This window comes from Psychrobacter sp. 1Y4 (assembly GCF_051847555.1).
Map to the genome: position 1 here is coordinate 1 of NZ_JBPYDE010001055.1, position 538 is coordinate 538.

A 538-nucleotide genomic window follows, 5' to 3' on the forward strand; every position below is an offset into this window, starting at 1 on the left:
GGCCATTTTCTAGCGCCAGATTTGCAGCTGCTTCATGGTTATAAGCCACCTTGACATGCTCAGTTTGCCAATGTTTACCTTGTTGAGTCTCAATACACTTGATAAGAGCATAATTAGCATGAGGCGAATAAGTTTGCATCTTATGGACGACTGGCAAATCATCTTCGTAGGCGGGATAACCCACACTGCCACTATTAATAACCATTTGCCCTGACGATAGTGTCACCGTGCGCGGAATATGCGTATGTCCACAGACAATGACAGGGCTAGCTATACCATTTAATAATGACAAGATGTTCGAGTCGCTACGTACTGTCGGTGCGCCTGTTACGATATCTTCAAGCAAGTATATTATGTCATCGGTTGGCGTCCCATGACAAAGATAAACATCCTCACTTAAATGACAATCGAACAGTAAAGCGCGCATCCATTCAATCGCGTCTTTAGGTAACTCTCTGACAATAAAATCCATCGTTGGATTGTTAGCGATTTCTGTTTCAGTCGCCTCATAAATTTGCCTATCTTGATTGCCCCTAAT

General features: G+C 43.1%; 1 protein-coding gene. It reads right to left on the reverse strand.

The window, feature by feature from the left end:
- A partial coding sequence (locus ACS8FC_RS20380; RefSeq protein WP_439298122.1) for a metallophosphoesterase family protein occupies positions 1-538 on the reverse strand: 538 nt, incomplete at both ends.